A 582-nucleotide genomic window follows, 5' to 3' on the forward strand; every position below is an offset into this window, starting at 1 on the left:
AAGCCGCAGGATCCCAGTGACGTTCTACGTCATCGACCTGTTTGCCGCCGTCGAGCTGCCCGCGCTGGTCGATGCTGGCGAGGCCAGCGGTACCTGGCGCCTGACAGAACACTGCACCGTGCAACGCCGTCGCGACGGCACCCTGACCGTCTGCCTCACATGGCATGGCGAAAACGGGCTGTCGCTGACCAAGGTGGTGCGTGGCGTTCAGCTGGAGGCCAACTGAATGGCCCTGGCGCGCCTACTTCGTGAAGCCGTAGCTCTTCGCGACGCGGGCAATCTGCGTGCAGTGTGCCGTTTTTTGCGAGGCGGACATCTCTTTCTGAAAGGCTTTAACGCCAATGACCTGCATGTTCAGGCTGGAGGCAAAGGTCATATCGTCAGCGGGCACATTCTTCTCGATGTACGCGGCGATTGCCGGTTGGTCGTAGTTCAAGCCACAGAATTCTTCTGCAGCCAGAACCGATCCAACATTGCTGACCACTTCGTAGCTGGCGGCAGCGCGCGCTTCGGTGACCACCAGGGTCAATACGCAGCAACCGAAATACCTGAGCTTCATACTACACACCCCCACAGAGGTGC

General features: G+C 59.8%; 2 protein-coding genes. One reads left to right on the top strand and one right to left on the bottom strand.

Annotated features, from left to right (window positions below):
- A partial coding sequence (locus RX972_RS29105; protein WP_316880754.1) for a hypothetical protein occupies positions 1 to 226 on the top strand: 226 nt, incomplete at its 5' end.
- A gap of 15 nt (positions 227 to 241) precedes the next feature.
- Here RX972_RS29105 and RX972_RS29110 read toward each other — a convergent pair.
- The coding region (locus RX972_RS29110) for a hypothetical protein (RefSeq protein ID WP_316880755.1) at positions 242 to 582 on the bottom strand (341 nt) is incomplete at its 5' end.

Source organism: Pseudomonas syringae group sp. J309-1, assembly GCF_032582135.1.
GTDB classification, from domain to species: domain Bacteria; phylum Pseudomonadota; class Gammaproteobacteria; order Pseudomonadales; family Pseudomonadaceae; genus Aquipseudomonas; species Aquipseudomonas quasicaspiana.